The 16672-nt window shown below is 63.3% G+C and carries 19 protein-coding genes; 14 read left to right on the top strand and 5 right to left on the bottom strand.

Features of this window, described 5'->3' with window-relative positions:
* The first annotated feature begins 309 nt into the window (after nt 1-309).
* The 7 genes from gshA (at nt 310) to bfr (ending at nt 6354) form a co-directional block, all read left to right on the top strand.
* Nucleotides 310-1605 (top strand): glutamate--cysteine ligase, encoded by a 1296-nt coding sequence (gshA, locus tag AAHM38_RS21945; protein ID WP_004637074.1) that lies wholly within the window; start codon nt 310-312, stop codon nt 1603-1605.
* Nucleotides 1606-1637: 32 nt separating this feature from the next.
* Nucleotides 1638-2609 (top strand): glutathione synthase, encoded by a 972-nt coding sequence (gene gshB / locus AAHM38_RS21940; protein WP_012761039.1) that lies wholly within the window; start codon nt 1638-1640, stop codon nt 2607-2609.
* Between the two features lie 118 nt (nt 2610-2727).
* Nucleotides 2728-3183 (top strand): PTS sugar transporter subunit IIA, encoded by a 456-nt coding sequence (locus tag AAHM38_RS21935; RefSeq protein WP_004637083.1) that lies wholly within the window; start codon nt 2728-2730, stop codon nt 3181-3183.
* Nucleotides 3152-3421, top strand: a complete 270-nt coding sequence (locus tag AAHM38_RS21930) for an HPr family phosphocarrier protein (protein WP_004637085.1) — start codon at nt 3152-3154, stop codon at nt 3419-3421. The genes AAHM38_RS21935 and AAHM38_RS21930 overlap by 32 nt, the downstream gene beginning before the upstream one ends.
* Nucleotides 3422-3466: 45 nt before the next feature.
* Nucleotides 3467-5218 carry a phosphoenolpyruvate--protein phosphotransferase gene (gene ptsP, locus AAHM38_RS21925; RefSeq protein WP_037027853.1) on the top strand — a complete coding sequence of 584 codons (1752 nt, stop codon included), beginning with the start codon at nt 3467-3469 and terminating at the stop codon, nt 5216-5218.
* Between the two features lie 231 nt (nt 5219-5449).
* Entirely contained in the window at nt 5450-5725 is a 276-nt protein-coding gene (locus tag AAHM38_RS21920) for a (2Fe-2S)-binding protein (RefSeq protein ID WP_012761043.1), read from the top strand.
* A 149-nt stretch (nt 5726-5874) separates the two neighbouring features.
* On the top strand, nt 5875-6354 hold the full coding sequence (gene bfr, locus AAHM38_RS21915; RefSeq protein ID WP_004637092.1) for a bacterioferritin: 480 nt from the start codon (nt 5875-5877) through the stop codon (nt 6352-6354).
* A 65-nt stretch (nt 6355-6419) separates the two neighbouring features.
* On the opposite strand, the gene AAHM38_RS21910 is transcribed toward bfr, so the two are convergent.
* The 3 genes from AAHM38_RS21910 to gpmA form a co-directional block, all read right to left on the bottom strand.
* A complete protein-coding gene (locus tag AAHM38_RS21910) occupies nt 6420-7169 on the bottom strand; it encodes a HesA/MoeB/ThiF family protein (RefSeq protein ID WP_012761044.1) in 750 nt (249 codons plus the stop codon).
* A gap of 70 nt (nt 7170-7239) precedes the next feature.
* A complete protein-coding gene (locus AAHM38_RS21905) occupies nt 7240-8856 on the bottom strand; it encodes a S41 family peptidase (RefSeq protein WP_116576644.1) in 1617 nt (538 codons plus the stop codon).
* 118 nt (nt 8857-8974) lie between these two features.
* Nucleotides 8975-9721 (bottom strand): 2,3-diphosphoglycerate-dependent phosphoglycerate mutase, encoded by a 747-nt coding sequence (gpmA, locus tag AAHM38_RS21900; protein ID WP_024542061.1) that lies wholly within the window; start codon nt 9719-9721, stop codon nt 8975-8977.
* Between the two features lie 176 nt (nt 9722-9897).
* Here gpmA and AAHM38_RS21895 point away from each other — a divergent pair, with 176 nt between their 5' ends.
* From AAHM38_RS21895 to AAHM38_RS21880, 4 genes are all read left to right on the top strand, one after another.
* Nucleotides 9898-10320, top strand: coding sequence for a rhodanese-like domain-containing protein (locus AAHM38_RS21895; protein ID WP_012761046.1), 423 nt, complete (start codon nt 9898-9900; stop codon nt 10318-10320).
* An 18-nt stretch (nt 10321-10338) separates the two neighbouring features.
* Nucleotides 10339-10596, top strand: a complete 258-nt coding sequence (gene grxC / locus AAHM38_RS21890; RefSeq protein WP_004633497.1) for a glutaredoxin 3 — start codon at nt 10339-10341, stop codon at nt 10594-10596.
* A 160-nt stretch (nt 10597-10756) separates the two neighbouring features.
* Complete coding sequence (secB, locus tag AAHM38_RS21885) at nt 10757-11275, top strand: protein-export chaperone SecB (protein ID WP_012761047.1); 519 nt, start codon at nt 10757-10759, stop codon at nt 11273-11275.
* Between the two features lie 106 nt (nt 11276-11381).
* Entirely contained in the window at nt 11382-12398 is a 1017-nt protein-coding gene (locus AAHM38_RS21880; RefSeq protein WP_041667934.1) for an NAD(P)H-dependent glycerol-3-phosphate dehydrogenase, read from the top strand.
* Between the two features lie 29 nt (nt 12399-12427).
* Here AAHM38_RS21880 and trmL read toward each other — a convergent pair whose 3' ends face one another.
* Nucleotides 12428-12898, bottom strand: a complete 471-nt coding sequence (gene trmL, locus AAHM38_RS21875; RefSeq protein ID WP_012761049.1) for a tRNA (uridine(34)/cytosine(34)/5-carboxymethylaminomethyluridine(34)-2'-O)-methyltransferase TrmL — start codon at nt 12896-12898, stop codon at nt 12428-12430.
* A 111-nt stretch (nt 12899-13009) separates the two neighbouring features.
* Nucleotides 13010-13732, bottom strand: coding sequence for a ComF family protein (locus AAHM38_RS21870; RefSeq protein WP_116576643.1), 723 nt, complete (start codon nt 13730-13732; stop codon nt 13010-13012).
* A gap of 108 nt (nt 13733-13840) precedes the next feature.
* Here AAHM38_RS21870 and AAHM38_RS21865 point away from each other — a divergent pair, with 108 nt between their 5' ends.
* The 3 genes from AAHM38_RS21865 (at nt 13841) to coxB (ending at nt 16659) form a co-directional block, all read left to right on the top strand.
* On the top strand, nt 13841-14782 hold the full coding sequence (locus AAHM38_RS21865; protein ID WP_116576642.1) for a methyltransferase domain-containing protein: 942 nt from the start codon (nt 13841-13843) through the stop codon (nt 14780-14782).
* Nucleotides 14783-14974: 192 nt separating this feature from the next.
* A complete protein-coding gene (locus AAHM38_RS21860) occupies nt 14975-15157 on the top strand; it encodes a hypothetical protein (protein ID WP_012761052.1) in 183 nt (60 codons plus the stop codon).
* A gap of 245 nt (nt 15158-15402) precedes the next feature.
* Nucleotides 15403-16659, top strand: coding sequence for a cytochrome c oxidase subunit II (coxB, locus tag AAHM38_RS21855; protein ID WP_012761053.1), 1257 nt, complete (start codon nt 15403-15405; stop codon nt 16657-16659).
* The last annotated feature ends 13 nt before the right edge of the window (nt 16660-16672 follow it).

The raw sequence follows: 16672 nt of genomic DNA, 5'->3' as shown, positions 1-16672 counted from the left end.
CCTGAGCCGGACGTCCTTAAGTCCGATGTAAAAAACCTTCAATTGCCTCTCGTTATGCGGGCGCTTACATTGCAGACGTGGTTTCCTCCACCTGCAGAACGCTCCCCGTATCTGTCAGGCTATTCCCCAAGCGCGGCAGCCCCGCGCTTTTTTTTGTCCGCTATCTTTGTGTGGCCTGCTGCACTGCCGCACTTTGCCTCTTGCGAATCCTCTCTCCTAACCGCATATCGATAGTCCGCTATCGTCTGCAAGCTATTGCCTGTTCCTCTACAATCGGAACGGGCGATAAATTACATCAATAGGAAGGGTATGGTTCCGCACTTGATCACCGCGCTGAACGGGCCGCTGCTGGAGCTCGAACAGAAGATTCTTGACGCCACGCCCGCCATCGAACGCTGGTTCCGCCTCGAGTGGCAGGAACACACGCCGCCGTTCTACTGTTCCGTCGATTTGCGCAACGCCGGCTTCAAGCTGGCGCCGGTCGACACGAACCTGTTCCCGGGTGGCTTCAACAACCTCGCGCCTGAGATGCTGCCCCTGGCCGTGCAGGCCGCCATGGCCGCTATCGAGAAGATCTGCCCGGATGCCAAGAACCTCCTGCTGATCCCGGAGCGCCACACGCGCAACATGTTCTATCTGCAGAACGTGGCGCGCCTATCGCAGATCATGCGCCAAGCGGGGCTGAATGTGCGTCTCGGATCGCTTTCCGAAGACATCACCGAGCCGACCCCGATCGATCTGCCTGATGGACAGCGCCTGGTGGTCGAACCGATCAAGCGCATCGGCACCAAGGGCCGTCGCTTGGGCATGGAAGACTTCGATCCGTGCTCTATCCTGCTGAACAACGATCTGTCAGCCGGCGTGCCGCCCATCCTCGAGAACATCAACGAGCAATATCTGCTGCCGCCACTCCATGCCGGCTGGTCGCAGCGCCGCAAGACCAACCACTTTGCCGCCTATGACGAAGTGGCCAAGAAGTTTGCCAAGCTGATCGACATCGACCCGTGGATGGTCAACCCGTACTTCACCAAATGCAGCGGACTGGACTTCCATGAGCGCGCCGGCGAGGAAGAACTCGCCCACGCGGTCGAGACGGTGCTGAAGAAAACCGCCAAGAAGTACAAGGAATACGGCGTGACCGAGACCCCCTACGTGGTGGTCAAGGCCGACGCCGGCACCTATGGCATGGGCGTGATGACCGTGCGCGATCCGTCCGAGGTCAAGGGCCTCAACCGGAAGGAGCGCAACAAGATGAGCGTGGTCAAGGAGGGCCTGGAGGTCTCCGAAGTGATCGTGCAGGAAGGCGTGCACACCTTCGAGAAGATCAACGAAGCTGTGGCCGAGCCCGTCGTATACATGATCGACCGCTATGTGGTGGGTGGTTTCTACCGGGTTCACACGGGCCGCGGCGTGGACGAGAATCTCAATGCGCCAGGCATGCATTTCGTGCCGCTGCCGTTTGCGTCGAATTCGCTGCCGGACAGCCATGCCAAGCCGGGCGCCGGCGAGCCGAACCGCTTCTATATGTACGGCGTCGTGGCGCGCTTGGCGCTGTTGGCTGCATCGCTCGAGCTTGAGAAGACCGACCCGAACCCGCTGATCTGATCGGCCGTATCCCCGCTGCAGAAGGAACCGCCATGCGCATCCTGTTCATCGTCGATCCGCTGTCGACGTTCAAGACCTACAAGGATTCCACCTTCGCGATGATGCGTGAGGCGGCGGCGCGCGGCTATGCCATCTACACGTGCCTGCAGTCGCAGCTCACGTTGGCGAACAACGTGGTCGAAACCGTTGCCACGCCGATCGCACTGACCGGCGACGAGGACGACTGGTACCGCGCCGGCGATGCGCGCCTGCTGCCGCTCACCGGCTTTGACGCCGTGCTGATGCGCAAGGACCCCCCATTCGACATGGAGTACGTCACCAGCACGTGGCTGCTGGAGATTGCCGAGCGGCAGGGCGCGCGCGTGTTCAACAAGCCGCAGGCGATTCGTGACCATTCGGAGAAGCTCGCCATCGCGCAGTTCCGCGAGTTCACCGTGCCGACCATCGTGTCCCGCGATGCCAAGCGTCTGCGCGAATTCCACGCTGAGCAGGGCGACGTCATCTTCAAGCCGCTCGACGGCATGGGCGGCGCGGGTATCTTCCGCGTGGGACCGGATGGTCTGAACCTCGGGGCGGTGATCGAGTCGCTGACCGACAACGGCGCGCGCACGATCATGGCGCAACAGTACATTCCGGCGATTCGCGAGGGCGACAAACGCATTCTCCTGATCGGCGGGTCGCCGGTGCCGCATTCGCTGGCGCGGGTGCCGATGGCGGGCGAGGTCCGCGGCAATCTGGCGGCGGGCGGTACGGGCAGGGCCCAGCCGCTGTCTGAGCGCGATCAGGTGATCGCACACGCACTTGCGCCCGTGCTGTGGCAGCGTGGTCTGCTGCTCGTCGGCCTGGATGTCATTGGTGATTACCTGACCGAGGTCAACGTCACCAGTCCGACCTGTTTCCAGGAAATCACCCAGCAGACGGGCTTCAACGTGGCGGGAATGTTCATCGACGCGCTCGAGCGCGCCGCAGGCAAGACGACCGGGATGGGCCGCAAGCCGGCCTGACATGGCGGCGCGCCCCACCGCCGAGGGTCCTCCACAAGGGGGAGATTCGGTGCGCGGGCCGGCAATCCCGCCAAATGGCCCTGATACAATCGGCGTTACTCCGATTCGCTTTTCAATCATGGCAGGGATTCTGATCATCGCTCATGCGCCGCTGGCCAGCGCACTGCGCGATTGCGCTGCACACGTCTATTGCGGACAGCCTGAAGGGCTGGGCGCAATCGATGTCCTGCCCGATGCCGAGCCGGCTGCCGTGCTGGCCCAGGCGCGCGACAAGCTCGCCGAACTCATTGAAGCCAACGGCGCGCTGGTGCTGACCGACATCTTCGGGGCCACGCCCGCCAATATCGCCTCGCGCCTGGCTGATCCGGGCCGCGTGCGCGTGCTGGCCGGCGTGAACCTGCCGATGCTTGTGCGCGCCATCTGCTATCGCTCCGAAAAACTCGAACAACTTGCCGCCAAGGCCCTGGCCGGCGGCGCGCAAGGCGTACTGCAGGTCGGCTCGACAGCCGTTCAGAACCAGGTTGCCAACCATCCGGACAAATATGCTGCAGAGGGATATCACCATCATCAATAAGCTCGGGCTGCACGCCCGCGCTTCCGCCAAACTTACGCAGCTCGCCAGCAAGTTCGACAGCCAGATCAAGATGTCGCGCAACGGTCGTCAGGTCGACGCCAAGAGCATCATGGGCGTGATGATGCTTGCCGCGGGCATCGGCTCAACCGTCACGCTGGAGATCGACGGCCCTGACGAGCACGACGCCATGGATGGCTTGGTCGCGCTCATCAACGATCGCTTCGGCGAAGGCGAATAAAGCGCCCGCCGCACTCCACTTCAACGCCCGCTCCGGCCAGCGTCTATGCCTTTTACCCTGCACGGTATTCCGGTCTCGCGCGGCATCTCTATCGGCCGCGCCCACATGCTGGCGCGCGCGGCGCTCGATGTGTCGCACTACCTGGTCGACGAAGACAAGCTTGACGCCGAGGTCGAGCGCTTGCGCAGTGCCCGCGCCACCGTGCGCTCCGAACTGGCCGCACTCAAGCGCGACCTCCCGAGCGATGTGCCCGAAGAGATGGGCGCCTTCCTCGACGTGCACGCGATGATTCTGGATGACGCGTTGCTCTCGCAGGTGCCCGAGACTTTGATTCGCCAGCGGCGGTACAACGCAGAGTGGGCGCTCACCACGCAGCTTGAAGAGCTGATCCGCCAGTTCGGTGAAATCGAAGACGAATACCTGCGCGAGCGCAAGGCTGACATCGAGCAAGTGGTCGAGCGCATTCTGAAGGTGCTGGCTGGCGCGCCCGCGCTGGCACCCGCGCCGGTCGCGGTCGGCTGCGATCCGGATGCCGGCATGATCGTTGTCGCACACGATATTGCGCCGGCCGACATGCTGCAGTTCCGCGGCCAGACCTTCGCCGGCTTCGTCACCGACCTGGGCGGCCGCACCTCGCACACCGCCATCGTGGCGCGTAGCCTCGACATTCCGGCGGCGGTAGGTGTGCATAACGCGAGTACGCTGATTCGTCAGGACGACATCGTCGTCATTGACGGCGACAACGGCATCGTCATCGTCGATCCGAGCACGTCCATCCTGGAGGAATACCGGCATCGCCGCAGCGAAGGCGAGCTGCAGAAGAAGCGCCTGGAGCGCCTGCGTCATACGCCCACCGTCACGCTCGACGGTACCCAGATCGACCTGCAGGCCAACATCGAGATGCCCGAAGATGCGGCAGCCGCTGTCAAAGCCGGCGCCGTGGGCGTGGGCCTGTTCCGCTCCGAATTCCTCTTCATGAACCGTCGCGGCGCGCTGCCCGATGAGGAAGAGCAGTTCCGTGCGTACCGTACCGCCGTCGAGTCGATGATGGGCCTGCCCGTCACGATCCGCACCATCGACATTGGTGCCGACAAGCCGCTGGACATCCGCGACGACGTGTTCGAGACCGCGCCCAATCCGGCGCTGGGTTTGCGGGCGATCCGCTGGTCGCTCTCGGAGCCGGCCATGTTCCTGACGCAGCTGCGCGCGCTATTGCGGGCATCGGCGTTCGGGCCCATCAAGATTCTCGTGCCGATGCTTGCGCACGCCCGCGAAATCGACCAAACGCTGGAATTGCTGGCACGCGCCAAGGCTTCGCTCGACGCCGACGGCTTGGCCTACGATCCGGGCATCAAAGTAGGCGCCATGATCGAGATTCCGGCCGCCGTGCTGATCCTGCCGGTGTTCCTGCGCCGCATGGATTTTCTCTCGATCGGCACGAACGACCTGATCCAATACACGCTCGCCATCGACCGTGCCGACAACGCCGTCGCGCATCTGTACGACCCGCTGCACCCGGCGGTGCTGCAATTGATCGCGCGCACCATCCGCGAAGCGCATCAGGCGGGTAAGCCCGTTTCCGTGTGCGGCGAGATGGCGGGCGATGCTTCCATGACGCGCCTGCTGCTCGGCATGGGCCTCACCGAGTTTTCCATGCATCCGTCGCAGTTGCTGAGCGTCAAGCAGCAGATCTTGCGCTCAGACCGCCCGCGCTTGATGCGCGAGGCCGACCGCCTGCTGCACGCCTGCGAGCCGGCCGAAATCGAAGAGGCGCTCGGCGCGCTGGCGCGGGCCTGACCTGCGTTCGTTCTCAGCGTCGGGCGCACCCAGTGTCGCACCCGCGCATCGGCTTACCTAGGTTAAAGACCCTCTCTAAGTGATTGAAATTGCACGTCTTTCTTAGCAAAGACAGCTCGCGTGCACTTGCATGACCCTCCCCGCGGAATGGGGTCGAACAAGAATTGTTCTCATTTCGATTCTCTGTTATTCTGGGTTGACAGCGCGTTTCGAGCGCTGCGGAGGAAGCCCGTGTACGTCTGTATCTGCAACCAAGTCACCGACCGTGAAATCCATGGCGCCGCCCGTCTGGGCGTGGCGTCGATGGATGAACTCGCCGAAACGCTCGGCGTGGGTACGTGCTGCGGACAATGCCGGGACTGCGCCAAGCAGGTACTCGCCGAGGCGGTGAGCTGCATCCCTGTCGACCAGACCTTGGGCCGTGCCAGCACGCATGCCATAATCGAACGTCGCGACGAGCCCGTCGCCAATGATCAGGCCATCGTGGCTGGTGCATTGGCTGCCTGATTTCCCCTTTTTTTTCTGTCGCCGCGAATTGCCGCCCAGGCGCTGAGCCTCGGTGGCATTTGTTGCTTTCTGGTCAGGCACAGGGCTCGCCTTGAACGGACGCGTGTGTGCGTCCATCACCGCAGTTGCACTTTGCTGGAGCCCCAAGAATGAAAGGCGATAAGAAGGTCATCCAATATCTGAACGCCCAGCTCAAGAACGAGCTGACCGCCATCAACCAGTATTTCCTCCACGCGCGCATGTACGGCCACTGGGGGCTCAAGCGCATCGGGGACCACGAATACAAGGAGTCGATCGGCGAGATGAAGCATGCCGATCGCCTGATCGAGCGCATCCTGATGCTCGACGGCCTGCCCAACCTGCAGGACCTCGGCAAGATCTTCATCGGCCAAGATACGAAAGAGATCATTGAGTGCGATCTGAAGCTCGAGCGCGCCGCACACGGCACCGTGGTCGAGGGCATCGCCTACTGTGAATCGGTCAAGGATTACGTCAGTCGCGAAATCCTGGTCGACATCCTGGACGACACCGAAGAGCACATCGACTGGTTGGAAACGCAGCTTGAGCTGATCGACAAGGTCGGCATTCAGAACTACCTGCAATCGCAGATGGAGCCTGAGGGCGAATAAGGCTCGTCAGTCGCAAAAAAGAAGGAGGCCTCGGCCTCCTTTTTTGTCGTGCGTGTACCGGCACGTCAGTGCTTGCCCCCGCAGACCGGACAGGACGGCTGTCGAGCGATGCGCATCGTCGTCCATTCCATCGTTAAACCGTCGAGCATCAGAAGGCGACCGGCAAGCGAATGGCCGATCCCGACAATCAGCTTCAGTGCCTCGGTGGCCTGCACCGTACCGACCATGCCTACCAGTGGCGAAAACACGCCCATCGTTGCGCATGCCACCTCGGGCGCGGGCTCGTCAGGCGGGAACAGACAGGCGTAGCAGGGGCCGCCGGTGCGGCTGTCGAATACGCTGATCTGTCCGTCAAAGCGGATCGCCGCGCCCGACACCAGCGGCAGCCCCGCGCGCACACAGGCAAGGTTGATGGCCTGGCGGGTGTCGAAGTTATCCGAGCAGTCCAGCACCACGCTCACGCCTTGAAGCAGCGCGCCAATGGCGTCGGCATCGAGCCGGCGCTGTAACGCATTCACGCGCACGTCCGGATTCAGTCGTGCGATGGCCGCCTGGGCCGATGCCACCTTCGGTTGTCCGACCGATTCCGTTGTGTGGATGATCTGGCGCTGCAGATTCGTCAAGTCCACCGTGTCGTCGTCGACGATGGTGAGCGTGCCCACGCCGGCCGCAGCCAGGTAGGGCAGGGCGGCGGCACCAAGCCCGCCCGCACCGATGACGAGTACATGGCTCTCAAGCAGGCGCGTCTGCCCCTCGATGCCGATTTCGTCGAGCAGGATATGGCGCGAGTACCGCAGCAGTTGATCGTCGTTCATGGCGGAGCAATGAAAAAAGGCCGTGCAGTGCACGGCCTCGTAAGTTTGCCAGTGTTTATCGGCCGGTGTCTTAACGGGCGCCGGTCGGTTCCGGGGCAGGCTGCACGCCGCTCGCAGGAACATTGGGCTTCGGTGCGGTCGGCTCGGAAGCCGGCGCAGCCTTGCCCTTGGGCAGCTTGGCCCGGGCGCTCGATTCCTTGGTCGCCGGCGACTTCACCGCCTTGTCTGGCACCGCGGCCGCCGCGGCTTCCAGCACCGACTTCGAGCGCTTGACCGGCTGACCCTTCAGGTCGGCGATGGCCTGCTGCAGCATGAAGTCTTCGGCAGAACCGAACTCGATCGGCTTCTTGTTGCGTTCCTTCTCGCGCTGCTCGGGCGTCTTCTTGGCGTTTTCCTCTTCCAGGCGACGCAGCTCTTCAACGCGGCGCTTTTCGCGCTCGGTCATCTCGGCTTCTTCCGATTCCTGCTTGTTGTGCAGGTGGCGTTCGGTGTCGATTTCGCGCGTGATCAGCGCATCGTCCGGGTCGCCGTCCGGGTTTTGGTCAACCGGGATATCCGGGCGGATGCCCTTGGCCTGGATCGACTTGCCCGACGGCGTGTAGTAGTACGCAATGGTCAGCTTGATGCCGGTGTCGTTCGACAGCGGACGCACCGTCTGCACCGAGCCCTTGCCGAACGTGGTCTTGCCCATCGTCTTGGCGCGGTGATGATCCTGCAGCGCACCCGCCACGATTTCCGAGGCCGAAGCCGTGTAGGCGTTGGTCAGCACAATGATCGGCACGGTCTTGAATTCGGGGTCCAGGCCGGTAAGCGGATCGGAATCGAGATTGCTCAAGCGGTAGTTGGCGAAGGTCGCCTTGTACGTGCGCTTGGCATCCGGCACCTGGCCGTTGGTCGACACCACCGTCACGTCCGGCGGCAGGAACGCGGCCGACACGCCAACGGCAGCTTGCAGCACGCCGCCGCCGTTGTTGCGCAGATCCAGGATCAGGCCCTTGAGGTGGGCGTCCTGCTTGGCCAGGTCGTTGAGCTTCTTGGCCAGGTCCGGCACGGTGCGTTCCTGGAAGCTGGTGATGCGGATCCAGGCGATGCCGTTGTCCAGCATCTTGGCCTTGACCGACTGCACCTGGATCTCGGCGCGGGTGATGGTCAGCGGGAACGTGCGCTCTTCCTTCTTGCGGTAGATCGTGAGCGTGACCTTGGTTCCCGGCGCGCCGCGCATGCGCTTGACGGCTTGCTCCAGCGGCATGCCGCGCACGGGTTTGTCGTCGATACGGGTGATCAGGTCGCCCGGCTGCACGCCAGCGCGGAAGGCTGGGGTGTCTTCAATCGGATTGATGACCTTGACCAGGCCTTCTTCCTGCGAGATCTCGATGCCCAGACCGGCGAAGCGGCCCTGGGTGCCTTCCTGGAGTTCCTGGAAATCCTTCTTGTCGAGGTAGGCCGAATGCGGGTCGAGGCTGGCGACCATACCCTTGATGGCTTCGGTCAGCAGCTTGTCGTCGTCCACCGGCTCGACATATTCACGCTTGATCTGGCCAAAGATGTCCGCCATGAGCCTGAGTTTCTCCAGCGGAAGCGGCCCGACCGTCGCGTTTTGCGCAGTGGCGGAGAGCTGGAGCGTCGCAAGCACCCCGGTGACGAGGCCGATGGCGATCAAGCTGATGTTCTTGAGCGAAGTTCGCATGTGTCGAGCGTGGACGTGGGAACAGTAGATAAACATGGCCCGGGACGGCTCGCGCACATCCCGGGCTACAGGCTTCGACAGTATAAAGGCGTTGGAGTGCCGCAGCGCTCGTTACGGTTTATTTCGACTTGCCTTGGCTGGCCACCGCCGCGAGCGACGCGGCAATCGCTTCCTGGTCGCCCAGGTAGTAATGGCGGATCGGCTTGAGGTTGGCGTCCAGCTCATACACAAGCGGCGTGCCGTTGGGAATGTTCAGGCCGACGATGTCCGCATCGGAAATGCCGTCCAGGTATTTCACCAGCGCGCGGATGCTGTTGCCGTGCGCGGCGATCACCACGCGCTTGCCGCTCTTGATGGCTGGTGCAATCGATTCTTCCCACAGCGGCATGACGCGTGCGACCGTGTCCTTCAGGCATTCGGTCAGGGGTACCTGCTCGCGCGTGAGTCCCGCGTAACGCGGGTTGCCGAAAGCGTCGTTGTCGGCGCCGGGCTCCAGTGCGGGCGGCGGCGTGTCGTAGCTGCGGCGCCAGACGAGGACTTGCTCGTCGCCATATTGCGCGGCGGTTTCGGCCTTGTTCAGGCCCGACAGCGCGCCGTAGTGGCGCTCGTTCAGCCGCCATTCGTTGCGGGTCGGGATCCACATCAGGTCCATTTCATCCTGCACATGCCAGAGCGTGCGGATCGCACGCTTGAGCACCGAGGTGTAGGCCAGATCGAAGGTGAAGCCGGCTTCGCGCAGCAGTTTGCCGCCTTGGCGGGCCTGGGCGACGCCCGTGTCGGTCAGGTCGACGTCGACCCAGCCGGTGAAGCGATTCTCCAGATTCCACGTCGATTCGCCGTGGCGGATGAGGACGAGCTTATGCATGACTGCCATGATGAGAAGTGAGAAAACCTGCGCGCGGCCTGCTGGCGACGTGTCGTACGTCATCGTGCGGCCGCCGAAGCGCGCTATTTTATAATGCCGCGGACTTTGGGCCCCCGAACCGTTCGGCTGATGTTCGCCCATTAGACTCGCCCGACTCATCCCAGGAAACCGATACCGTGAAGTTCTTCGCCGATTACAACAACCTCGCACTGCTTGCTGTCGCCATTGTTTCGGGTCTGCTGTTGCTTTGGGCGCCCATCCAGCGCCGCATCGCGGGCGGCGGTGGCGCCAAGGTGAGTGCCCCAGTGGCCACCCAGCTCATCAACCGCCGCAACGCCGTGGTGGTGGATGTGCGGGAAAGCGGCGAATACGCTGCGGGCCATCTGCCGCAAGCGAAGCATGCGCCGCTCGGCGAGCTGGAAGGGAAGGCTCCGAGCCTTGCAAAGAACAAAGAGACCCCCATCATCCTCGTATGCCAGACCGGCCAGCGCGCCGGGCGGGCCCAAGCAGTCCTGAAGCAGGCCGGTTACAGTGAGGTGTATTCGCTCGAAGGCGGTTTGGCCGCCTGGCAACAAGCGGGCCTTCCGGTTGTGAAATAAAGAAACGAGGTTGAAGTTATGGCGCACGTGGTCATGTACAGCACCACCGTCTGTCCCTATTGCGTGGCAGCGGAACGACTCCTGAAGCAGCGCGGTGTCGAGCAGATCGAGAAGATCCTGATTGACCGCGAACCCGGCAAGCGCGAAGAGATGATGACGCGCACGAACCGCCGCACGGTTCCGCAGATTTATATCGACGAGCGCCACATCGGCGGCTTCGACGATCTATCTGCGCTCGACCGCGAAGGTGGCTTGGTTCCGTTGCTGGCTGCTTGATTCGGCGGCCTGCGCACCACACAGAAATGCCCGGCTTAGACCGGGCGTTGTACTTTCAGGCCGGCTCTCATAGCGGGCACCATCTGGTCATGTACCATACGCGTCTTGCGCGGCGGACGCTTCCGCCAAGCACTGACCACATCCCATTTGAAGGCGAGTCATGAGCGACCAGCAACAGCAGCAACCGGGCCAGGATGGCCAGCCGTTCTTCAACATCCAGCGCGTCTATCTGAAGGACCTGTCGCTGGAACAACCGAACTCGCCGCACATCTTCCTCGAGCAGGAACAGCCGACTGTCGAAGTGCAGGTGGACGTCGGCGCTTCGCAGCTGGCGGAAGGTGTGTTTGAAGTGACCGTCATCGGTACGGTGACGACCAAGGTGCAAGAGAAGGTCGCGTTCCTGGTGGAAGCGAAGCAAGCGGGCATCTTCGATATCCGCAACGTGCCGGCCGAGCAGATGGACCCGCTGCTGGGCATCGCCTGCCCGACCATCGTGTACCCGTACCTGCGCTCGAACATTGCTGACACCATCGGCCGCGCCGGCTTCCAGCCGATCCACCTGGCCGAGATCAACTTCCAGGCGCTGTACGAACAACGCCTGGCCGCTGCCATGGAGCAGCAAGGCCAAGCCGGCGGCGCTGGTCTGGTGATGCCGGACGGCTCGAAGGCCACCCACTAAGTACGAGGCGCACTGCGCCAAAGGCCCGCGCCAGCCGCACGCTTGCGCGGGCTTTTTTTGCCCCACCTGTTGCTCGACCTTTGCCTGACCGATGTTGAACACGCGCATGCGAATTTCTGTTTTGGGTGCCGGTGCCTGGGGCACTGCCCTCGCCAGCCACGCCGCGCAATCGCACGACGTCGTGCTGTGGGGGCGTGACGCGAGCCTGGTCTCGCAAATGGCCGCCACGCACATGAACGCGCCGTATCTGCCAGGCATCGCGTTGCAGGCGTCGTTGCATTTTTCCGCTGAGTTGCAGGGCGCGCTCGACCATGCGGCGGGCGACGACGCGCTTGCCGTCATTGCCTCACCCGTCGCGGGGCTGGCCGATCTCGCGCGCACGATTGCCGCGCACGGCGGTGTGCGCAACCTGATCTGGCTATGCAAGGGTTTCGACCCGGAGACCAGCGCGCTGCCGCACGCCATCGTGGCCGATGTGCTGAAGGCGTCGGGCCGCACCGACCTCGCTGTCGGTGTGCTGTCGGGGCCGAGTTTCGCCAAGGAGGTCGCGCAGGGTTTGCCGTGCGCCATGACGGTCGCTTCGACCAGTGCGACACTGTGCAAGCTGACACAGCGCGGTTTTCACCATCACGCGATGCGCGTGTACGCCAGCGACGACCTCGTCGGTGTGGAAGTGGGCGGTGCCGTCAAAAACGTCCTGGCCATTGCGACAGGTGCGGCAGACGGGTTGGGCCTAGGGTTGAACGCACGTGCCGCACTGGTCACGCGCGGGCTGGCAGAGATGACGCGCCTGGGTCTGGCGCTCGGCGGTCGGCCGGAAACCTTCATGGGGCTGACCGGCATGGGCGATCTGCTGCTGACCGCCACCGGTGATCTGTCACGCAACCGCACGGTCGGGATGCAGCTTGCGCAGGGCCGCTCGCTCGACGACATCCTGCACAGCCTCGGTCACGTCGCCGAAGGCGTGCGTTGTGCGCGTGCCGTTGCGGCGCTCGCGCGCGCCAAGGGCGTGGACATGCCGATCACCTTCACCGTCTGCGAAGTCCTGTTCGAAGGGCTTCCTGCTGCGAAAGCGGTGGAACGTCTGCTACAGCGCGACGCCAAATCCGAATCGACGCGTTAATCGCGCTCCAATGAAGGGTGGCGTCCGGCTCAGGCGCCACCCGCGAATCCGTTCTGCCGCCACGCTTCGAACACGACCACCGCCACGGTGTTCGATAGATTCAGGCTGCGGTTGTCCGGCCGCATCGGCAGGCGAATCCGCTGCGTAGCAGGAAACCACTCGCGCCGCTCCTCCGACAATCCGCGCGTTTCCGACCCGAAGACAAACCAGTCGCCTGGCTGGAACGCCATGCTCGCAAACGGCGTCGAGCCGCGCGTGGTGAGCGCAAACATGCGCGCGGGATCGGGCTGGGCATCGCGCAGGAAGGCGTCCCAATCGGCGTGCACGCGCATCGTCGCGTACTCGTGGTAATCGAGGCCGGCGCGGCGCATGCGGGCATCCTCGAGCGGAAAACCCAACGGTTCGATCAGATGCAGTTGCGCGCCCGTATTGGCGCACAGGCGGATCACATTGCCCGTATTGGGCGGAATTTCGGGTTCGACAAGGACGACGTTGAACATGACCGGGCGGCAGGAGGAATTTCGGCGGCGAGCTTATCCACATTGGGAAGGGTTGTCACCCCGCCACAGCTTGGCACAAACGGCGCGACACAATGTCGCACAAGCACGTGATCAGGGCGTGCGCAAGGCGACAACGTTGGTGATGCGGACCGCGCCGGCGCGTTTGAGCTGCGTGGCGATCTCGGCGAGGGTTGTACCCGTGGTCATCACATCGTCGACCACCCCGATGTGACGCCCCGCGATGCGCGCCGGCTCGTCTACAACAAATGCCCCGTGCAGGTTGGCCTGCCGCTCCGCACGATCCAGTGTGGCTTGCGCGACGTTATCGCGCACACGATGCAGAGCCCCGGCGTGGGCCGGAACGTCCAATCGGCGCGCCAGCCGGCGGGCAATCTCCCACGCCTGGTTGTAACCGCGCGAGCGCAGCCGGGCGGGTGAAAGCGGCACCGGCAGCAGCACGTCCGGCAAATCCCCCGAAGCCGTGGCGATGGCGTTGCCTAATTGTGCTGCCAGCCAATCTGCCAATGGCAATTGCGCCCGAAATTTCAATCCAGTGACAAGGCGGTCGAGCGGCCAGGCGTAGTCGGCAATGACGACGGTCGCGTCAAAGTCGGGCGCGCCGGCCAGGCAGGCGCGGCAATGCTGGCCGACGTGGGGAGACTCCAGCGCAATGGCACATTGGACGCAACGCCGCCTGTACAGATGCGGGGCTAAATCGGCCGCGCAGCCGCCGCACACTAGGTCGCCTTGAACCGCGCCGCACAGTGCGCAGGCGCACGGAAGCAAGTGGCGCAGACTGGCGCGAAACCATGCCGATAACGCGTGTTTATGCATGCAAAAAGCCGCTATCCAAGCCGATTTGGGGCTTCTGCGCTATCAGACGGCGCCTCGAACGGTGGGCCGGTATACTTGGCGACCGCAGTGTTCCGCCCCGCCTTGTCGATGTCTGATCCCGTCCTTGCTCGCCCTGCCGCCTTACGGCGCGCCTTCGATCGCCGCGCCGCGCGTTTCGCCGACGTGGATTTTTTGCTGCGCGAAGTGGGCAGTCGCATGCAGGACCGGCTCTCCTATATCAAGGCCACCCCTGCGCGCGCGCTGGATTTGGGCTGCGGCCTGGGACAAGGCCTAGCGGTACTGCGCGCGCAATATCCGGATGCGCAGATCTGCGGTGTCGACTGGTCGTCCGCGATGTTGGCCCAGGCGCAGAAACTCGACCCGCAGCGCACCGACGCCGGATGGCTCGGCAGACTGCTGAAGAAGCGGCCGGTCTTTGATTTCGCCCAGGCGGACTTCCGAGCGCTGCCCTTTGCCGGCGCATCGTTCGACCTGCTGTGGTCGAATCTCGCGCTGCACTGGGACCCGGCGCCGCACGCCATCTTCCCGGAATGGCACCGCATCACCACGGAAGGCGGCCTGCTGATGTTCAGCTTGTTCGGTCCCGATACCTTGCGCGAGCTGCGAAGCGCCCTGGCCGGCATCGACGAGGGCGTCCATACGCTGCGCTTTGTCGACATGCATGACATTGGCGACATGCTGGTGCACAGCCGCTGGTCCACGCCCGTCATGGACATGGAGCAGATCACCATCACCTACGAAACGCCCCAGGCGTTGCTGGCCGATGTGCATTTGCTCGGCTGCATGGCCGGCTTGACGGACGAAGCCGGCCGCAGCCTCGCCGGCCCCGGTCTGCACACGCCCCGCTGGCGCCAGCGGCTATTCGACGCACTTGATGCGCAGCGCAATCCCGTCGGCGTGATTCCACTCACCTTCGAAATCGTTTACGGCCATGCCTGGAAGCTTGCGCCGCCCCAGCGACAGGCGCTGGACGACCAGGGCAGGGCGATGATCCCCGTCGATCAGATCGGTCGCAAACCGCGCGCCTGAAGCGCTTTTAGTGCGGGAACGGCATTGGCTCCGCATTGTCAAGCCGGGACTTGCATAAAGGCGCTTTGCCTTGTTCGGGGTCAATCGCGGCCATATAATGCGCCAGTTTGTCGCAGCAGTCCCCCAAAGGCCTATCCCGTTTTTTGCCACGGGCGAACCGTTCGGGTATGCATCCGAGGCAGGAGTGGTTCAATGCACGACATTGAAACTGCGCTCCACCCAGCATGCGGCGTCCACATCTCGGAAGCGCCGCGCAAGAACTGGCTCATGAAGCGAAACTGCTCGCTTTCAACCCGCCAGCTGGGCTGGTCCATCCCCTTGGTCGTCATTTCCCCGATCGTGATCGCTTGGTTTTCTGCGTGGCAACGCGCGTGACTGGTGCCGCCTGATGCGGGGCTGGAGGTCGCGATTCTCGGATGGGCATTGCTGTACTATGCCCGCCACGCCTCCGATTACGTGCAAGTCAGGCTGGAGATGGCAGGCGCGTGATCTGGCAGGTCAGTCTGGCGGCGCAAGCTTGCGGACGAGCTTTCCCGGTGTTTGGGACACGGGCAACCAACCCAGGTCTCATGAGCCGCGCACCGGGGCAGAGTGGAATCTGTCAATTGGGTAGATAAAAAATGAAAATGTTGAATAAGACATTGGCAAGTTTGCTGGCGGCAGGCTCCCTCCTCGCCCTCAGTCAAACGGCCCTGGCAGTGGAAGACATGCCGGGCGGCCCCGCAGTGCGGCAACTCAATCTCGCGCCACCGGTCACCAAGATCGCCGCCGAGATCCATTGGCTGCACTGGATGATGCTGATCATCTGTATCGTGATCTTCATCGGTGTGTTCGGGGTGATGTTCTACTCCATTTTCAAGCACCGTAAGTCGGTCGGCCACAAACCGGCGACGTTCCACGAAAGCACCACGGTTGAAATCATCTGGACCATTGTGCCGTTCCTGATCGTGATCGGGATGGCGCTGCCGGCCACCAAGGCCGTGGTCGCAATGAAGGACACCACCAATTCCGACCTCACCATCAAAGCCACCGGCTACCAGTGGAAGTGGGGTTACGACTATCTGAAGGGCGAAGGCGAGGGCATCTCGTTCCTCTCCACGCTCACCACGCCGCGCGACCAGATCAACAACCAGGCGCCCAAGTCGAACACGTACCTGATCGAAGTCGACAACGAGCTGGTCGTGCCGGTCAACCGCAAGGTGCGCATCGTCACGACCGCCAACGACGTGATCCACTCGTGGATGATCCCGGCGTTCGGCGTGAAGCAGGATGCGATTCCGGGCTTCGTGCGCGACGCATGGTTCAAGGCCGAGAAGGTGGGCATCTATCGCGGGCAGTGCGCTGAGCTTTGCGGCAAGGAACACGCCTTCATGCCGATCGTCGTGCGTGTGCTCTCGCAGGACGACTACACCAAGTGGGTCGACGGCAAGAAGAAGGAAATGGCCGCGAAGGCCGATGACCCGAACAAGACCTACACGCTGGAAGAGCTGAAGTCGCGCGGCGAGAAGGTCTACACCGCCAACTGCGCGGTGTGCCACCAGCCGAACGGCAAGGGTGGTGGTCCGTTCCCGGCGCTCGATGGTTCGAAGATCGCCAATGGCCCGCTGGCCGACCACGTTGGCATCGTGCTGCACGGCAAGGGCGCCATGCCGCCCTGGGCTTCGGCGCTGAACGATGTCGAAATCGCTGCCGTCGTAACCTACGAGCGCAACAACTGGGGCAACCATACCGGTGACCTGCTGCAGCCGACGCAAGTGAAGGATGCGCGCGGCGGCAAGATGCCCGAAGGTGGGGCTGCCAAGACCGCTGCAACTGAATCCGCCGGTAAGGTGGCGTCCAAACAAGCGAATGCGGCCGAAGACCGCAACGCTGGCTGATTGATCGTCTGCG

Source organism: Ralstonia sp. OTU4908 (assembly GCF_038440115.1).
GTDB lineage: Bacteria > Pseudomonadota > Gammaproteobacteria > Burkholderiales > Burkholderiaceae > Ralstonia > Ralstonia pickettii.
This window is presented reverse-complemented; position numbering and strand designations above follow the sequence as displayed.

What these genes read in the sequence shown, in the direction of transcription:
- gshA (WP_004637074.1), top strand. Translation starts at nt 310, where the DNA reads ATGGTTCCGCACTTGATCACCGCGCTGAACGGGCCGCTGCTGGAGCTC.
- gshB (WP_012761039.1), top strand. Translation starts at nt 1,638, where the DNA reads ATGCGCATCCTGTTCATCGTCGATCCGCTGTCGACGTTCAAGACCTAC.
- AAHM38_RS21935 (WP_004637083.1), top strand. Translation starts at nt 2,728, where the DNA reads ATGGCAGGGATTCTGATCATCGCTCATGCGCCGCTGGCCAGCGCACTG.
- AAHM38_RS21930 (WP_004637085.1), top strand. Translation starts at nt 3,152, where the DNA reads ATGCTGCAGAGGGATATCACCATCATCAATAAGCTCGGGCTGCACGCC.
- ptsP (WP_037027853.1), top strand. Translation starts at nt 3,467, where the DNA reads ATGCCTTTTACCCTGCACGGTATTCCGGTCTCGCGCGGCATCTCTATC.
- bfr (WP_004637092.1), top strand. Translation starts at nt 5,875, where the DNA reads ATGAAAGGCGATAAGAAGGTCATCCAATATCTGAACGCCCAGCTCAAG.
- AAHM38_RS21910 (WP_012761044.1), bottom strand. Translation starts at nt 7,169, where the DNA reads ATGAACGACGATCAACTGCTGCGGTACTCGCGCCATATCCTGCTCGAC.
- AAHM38_RS21905 (WP_116576644.1), bottom strand. Translation starts at nt 8,856, where the DNA reads ATGCGAACTTCGCTCAAGAACATCAGCTTGATCGCCATCGGCCTCGTC.
- gpmA (WP_024542061.1), bottom strand. Translation starts at nt 9,721, where the DNA reads ATGCATAAGCTCGTCCTCATCCGCCACGGCGAATCGACGTGGAATCTG.
- grxC (WP_004633497.1), top strand. Translation starts at nt 10,339, where the DNA reads ATGGCGCACGTGGTCATGTACAGCACCACCGTCTGTCCCTATTGCGTG.
- secB (WP_012761047.1), top strand. Translation starts at nt 10,757, where the DNA reads ATGAGCGACCAGCAACAGCAGCAACCGGGCCAGGATGGCCAGCCGTTC.
- AAHM38_RS21880 (WP_041667934.1), top strand. Translation starts at nt 11,382, where the DNA reads ATGCGAATTTCTGTTTTGGGTGCCGGTGCCTGGGGCACTGCCCTCGCC.
- trmL (WP_012761049.1), bottom strand. Translation starts at nt 12,898, where the DNA reads ATGTTCAACGTCGTCCTTGTCGAACCCGAAATTCCGCCCAATACGGGC.
- AAHM38_RS21870 (WP_116576643.1), bottom strand. Translation starts at nt 13,732, where the DNA reads ATGCATAAACACGCGTTATCGGCATGGTTTCGCGCCAGTCTGCGCCAC.
- AAHM38_RS21865 (WP_116576642.1), top strand. Translation starts at nt 13,841, where the DNA reads ATGTCTGATCCCGTCCTTGCTCGCCCTGCCGCCTTACGGCGCGCCTTC.
- AAHM38_RS21860 (WP_012761052.1), top strand. Translation starts at nt 14,975, where the DNA reads ATGCACGACATTGAAACTGCGCTCCACCCAGCATGCGGCGTCCACATC.
- coxB (WP_012761053.1), top strand. Translation starts at nt 15,403, where the DNA reads ATGAAAATGTTGAATAAGACATTGGCAAGTTTGCTGGCGGCAGGCTCC.